Annotated in this window: 3 protein-coding genes; 2 read left to right on the forward strand and 1 reads right to left on the reverse strand. The window is 44.2% G+C overall.

The window, feature by feature from the left end; all coding sequences use genetic code 11:
• Nucleotides 1-261 precede the first annotated feature (261 nt).
• Entirely contained in the window at nucleotides 262-705 is a 444-nt protein-coding gene (locus RIG27_RS20915; RefSeq protein WP_446348336.1) for a Uma2 family endonuclease, read from the forward strand.
• A gap of 83 nt (nucleotides 706-788) precedes the next feature.
• Here RIG27_RS20915 and RIG27_RS20920 read toward each other — a convergent pair whose 3' ends face one another.
• A complete protein-coding gene (locus RIG27_RS20920; RefSeq protein ID WP_446348338.1) occupies nucleotides 789-2180 on the reverse strand; it encodes a PEP-CTERM sorting domain-containing protein in 1392 nt (463 codons plus the stop codon).
• Nucleotides 2181-2299: 119 nt separating this feature from the next.
• Here RIG27_RS20920 and selD point away from each other — a divergent pair, with 119 nt between their 5' ends.
• Entirely contained in the window at nucleotides 2300-4582 is a 2283-nt protein-coding gene (gene selD / locus RIG27_RS20925) for a selenide, water dikinase SelD (protein ID WP_446348340.1), read from the forward strand.
• Nucleotides 4583-4660: the final 78 nt, after the last annotated feature.

Here is a 4660-nt window from a genome sequence, read left to right on the forward strand (position 1 = left end):
GGAGGTTCCTATATTGCTTATGGTAAAATTCGCCGATTAGTTCAGTAGTTGTGAAAGTCAGATAGATATTAAAACCTATTAGGTATTAGTAGCGAGCAAGATGCAAAGCCTGCGGCATGGCTTCGCTTAACGCACTACAAGGATGAGAGCTATTATTGACATTAAGGTTTAAATGCCGAACAGCCAATAACAAACAGGCATTCTCAGAGTTTGCTAAACTAGTACGATTAGGCTGAATACTCAAATAGCCGCAAAATCGCTATGGTCAGAACATTAACCCACTGGACTGTCGCCGATTATCATCAGATGATTGAAAGTGGCATCTTGGCAGGTCGGGAGGTTGAACTAATCGACGGACAGATTATCAATATGGCTCCAGAACTCCCGATTCATCGGGTTACCTATCGACGCGGCGTGAAGTACCTAGAAGCTATTTTAGGGACTCAAGCGGTTGTCTTTGCCACAGCCCCAGTTACATTACCCAGTGATGGTGAGCCACAACCGGATATTTGTATCGCCATACCCCCAGAATCGCGCTATGATCAGCGTCATCCGCAACCCAACGATATTTATTGGCTCATTGAGGTATCCAATTCAACCCTTTCCTATGATTTAAAACAGAAGGCTCAGATATATGCACGACATCAAATACGAGACTATTGGGTGATTGATATTCCAGGGAGTCAATCCATCCAGCTTATCTAATGCCGCTTGAAAGATATCGGGATCGGGTTTTGACTTTTCAGCATCGTCTGTAGAGGTTGCACCGTCTACTAAGTCTTCAAAATTCACTGCCTTTTTTTAGCGTTAAATAAGATACCAAAATCAAATGCCACAGCCGAACCCAAAATAGTCATCGGTTCAGGGACAGGGGTAGCCTGAGACGGAGCAAGATTTAAGGATTGATCGAGTTGGATAAGAATGAATTCGTTATTATCGGGTTGGTCAGGACTACGCCCTTTAGAAAATGGGTAATTATTATCGTTAATCACCAGTAGGGTTTTATCATCCACAGGTAATACACTCTCAATTGTAACAAATGGGAACGTAAATACTCCATCTGTTGTACCATTGCCTCCTAGATTATTGGGATCGGGGATATTCAGCAAATCCACTAATAACTCTTTTTGGACAAAGCCATCACTATCTATCTGATTGATATCAATTTTGTAAATTCGCTTAAATTCAGCCGGTCTAGGAAATTCTGGATTATTAGGATCGCCTTGCCGATTATCGCGCTCGATGACCAGAAATTCATGGTCATTAATTGCTGTCAAGTCACCAATCACTTTACCTTTAGGATCTCGTTGATAGAAAAATGTTTTTCCTGTATATTTTTTGGTAGCTAAATCAAACTCATTAATCAAGAGGCGATCGCGTTGATCATCAGGTTGCAATGCTCCTTCTAACATGGCGTAGAGTTTGGTGCCACTGCTATTGAGTGCCAGCCCTTCAAATCCGTTGGAACCCCCCAAATTTGCTGTACTGTCTAATTGGGGATTATCAGGAGACTGAACCAAGGGGTTATCACCCAAACCCAGAAAATTGGGTAACGGAATTGGCGCATCAAGAACTTGACCATCCGCCGAAACATGGAGAAGAAAGGGACCAAATTCATCACCAAACCAGTACGTTCCATCACTCGCTTGACGGAAGGATTCGATGTCAAAGTCAGCACCCGTTAACCAGCGATTGGATTGAATCTTTGAGTCTACAGGAATGGTGGTTTCTGGATACAAGGATTGTTCGGCAATAAGCGGAAAGTCTATCTGATTGTTCCGATCATTTAACTGTAAAAAACTTTCCTGGCTAAAGCGAGTCAGGCGTTCACCCGTTTGGAAATTAACCGGGAAAACTTGACCTGTGGTAAAATCGGGTTCGACAGCATAAACCCGTAGCAGAAAATCAGCCGAATTATTTTTAAGACCAAAACCGTTATCTGCCAAAACCCGAAAGGTTCCCGGTTTGGGTCCAGGTAAAACAGCCGAAAAGCCCTGCACGGGTTGTTGCTCAGTAAACGGAATAGAAATTTGTTGTCCTGAGGTGGGACCTGGGGTGAATGTATCTGCCCTAAGAATAGCACGTCCGAGCAGTTGAACGGCAGCGGCTGGAGACGTGAAAATTAAGGGTACAATTAGGAAGGTATGACTACCGAGTAATAGATAGAAACGCTTGAACATTTGTTTTTCTGAATAATCTAGGTGATTTAAATTATAATCGAAGCCAATAATTATAAATCGGTGAGTGTCAATAAACTTAACTATGTTAAATTAGGCATATAAGTGTCAACCCCTGACCAATGACAAAGGACAAAGGACAAAGGACAAAAGACAAAGACTTAGTCCTGATCGGCGGCGGTCATAGCCACGCGATCGCACTGCGGATGTTGGGGATGAATCCCTTACCCGGAGTGCGCTTGACGCTGCTCACAAATGTGTCTCATACCCCCTATTCCGGGATGTTACCAGGTCATGTTGCTGGCTTCTATACCTTTGATGAATGTCATATTGATTTGCGGCGTCTTGCCCACTTTGCTGGCGCTCAATTATATATTGATAAAGCCGTGGGTTTAGATTTAAACTCCAATAAAGTTATCTGTGCCAATCGTCCTCCCGTTGCCTTTGATATCGTATCGATTGATATTGGTAGTACCCCGGCTAAAGAATCGGTTCCTGGCGTAGCTAAATATGCAATTCCGGCTAAACCTGTCCCCCAATTTTTAACGCGATGGAATCGAATTATTGAAACCATTGCACAACATCCTCAACAATCTCTGAGTTTAGGAATTGTTGGCGGTGGTGCAGGTGGGGTAGAACTGGCAATGACAATGCAACGGCGTATTAATGATGTAGAAACGCGCCATGGCACGTCTGTAAAAATTCATTTATTTCATCGGGGTAATCAAGTATTACCAGGTCATAATTACTGGACGCGGCGATATGTTCAGAAGCTACTAAGGAAACGGGAAATTCAGGTACATTTAGGGGAAACTGTTTCTCAGATTTTGCCCGATAAAATTTGCTGTGAGTCGGGTTTCGTTGTCGATTGTGATTATAGCTTCTGGGTAACGCAAGCCTCTGCACCGAGTTGGATTGCTGAATCTGGATTGCATACCACTTCAAAGGGTTTTATTTCAGTTGGTGATACGTTACAATCCCTCTCTCATCCTTATATGTTGGCCGCTGGTGATATCGCCACCATGGTGAATCATCCTCGCCCTAAAGCTGGGGTATTTGCGGTGCGTCAAGGGAAGCCTTTAGTGGAAAATTTGCGTCGCTTTGTACAAGGGAAAGCGCTACATCCTCACAAACCTCAACGGCGGTTTTTGAGTTTAATTGGCACAGGTGATGGAAGCGCGATCGCATCTTGGGGTCCCTTTGGCTGGCATTCCCGACTATTATGGCGTTGGAAGGATCATATTGATGGCAAATTTATGCGGCAATTTAGGGATTTGCCAGAGATGGAAGCGGCTAATAATAGTGCAGAGAAAACGCCTAATCCGACGCAATTAGCCTTTCTAAAGAAGCCGAATAACCCCTCACCCATGTATTGTGCTGGCTGTGGTTCTAAAGTGGGTAGCACGACTCTAGAACGAGTGTTAAAACGGTTGCAGGATGAGTGTTTTTTCTCCACGCCAGAGGATATTATTCTCGGATTAGAGACGCCTGATGATGCAGCGGTGCTAAAAGTTACCGCCGATAAATTCTTAGTGCAAACGATTGATTATTTTCGCACTTTAATCAATGATCCTTTTATCTTTGGACAAATTAGCACTCATCATTGTCTCAGCGATTTATTTGCCATGGGTGCGACGCCTCAGAGTGTTTTGGCAATGGTAACGGTTCCTTATGCGACAGCAGAAAAACAGGAGGAAACTCTCTATCAATTGTTATCCGGGGCGATGAAGGTATTATCTCAAGTACAAGCGCCGTTGGTGGGAGGACATACCACAGAAGGGGCGGAATTAACCTTTGGTTTATCCTGTAATGGGTTAGTATATCCTCAGCAAATCCTTAAAAAAAGTGGGATGAAACCGGGCGATCGCGTAATTCTCACTAAAGCGTTAGGAACCGGGATTTTATTTGCTGCACATCAGCGTTTACAGGCAAAAGGGCGCTGGATTGATCAGGCGGTTGAGTCGATGCTGTTATCCAATCAGGAAGCGGTTCAAGTATTCCGAGATCATGGTGTCACAGCTTGTACCGATGTCACGGGGTTTGGATTGGTGGGACATTTGGTGGAAATGGTGCAAGCATCGGGGGTGGCGGTGGAATTAGAGTGGGATAAAATTCCCCTGCTGGAGGGGGTGACGGAACTTGTGCAACAGGGAATTGTCAGTTCACTGTATCCCCAAAATGTCCAAGCGGCACAGTTTATCAGGAATCAAGAAGAGATGTGCGATCGCGTTAATTATCCGGTACTTTTTGATCCGCAAACCTCTGGCGGGTTATTGGCGACGATTCCTGGGGATCAAGCAGCAAATTGTGTACAGGTTCTGCAAGAATTAGGATATAAAGATAGTCGCATTATTGGTCAGGTAATGCCCGCTAGTTCAGGCGTTCCCCCATTAAGATTCTTATAAGAAACCCCCTTTTTGCAATGGCGACTAGAAGTCGCTGCTACACAAACAAAGTCCGCCTACGCGGACTAAATTATCAAG

It is taken from the genome of Coleofasciculus sp. F4-SAH-05, assembly GCF_040222985.1.
Classification (GTDB): Bacteria; Cyanobacteriota; Cyanobacteriia; order Cyanobacteriales; family Coleofasciculaceae; genus Coleofasciculus; species Coleofasciculus chthonoplastes.

What these genes read in the sequence shown, in the direction of transcription:
- selD (WP_446348340.1), top strand. Translation starts at nt 2,300, where the DNA reads ATGACAAAGGACAAAGGACAAAGGACAAAAGACAAAGACTTAGTCCTG.
- RIG27_RS20915 (WP_446348336.1), top strand. Translation starts at nt 262, where the DNA reads ATGGTCAGAACATTAACCCACTGGACTGTCGCCGATTATCATCAGATG.
- RIG27_RS20920 (WP_446348338.1), bottom strand. Translation starts at nt 2,180, where the DNA reads ATGTTCAAGCGTTTCTATCTATTACTCGGTAGTCATACCTTCCTAATT.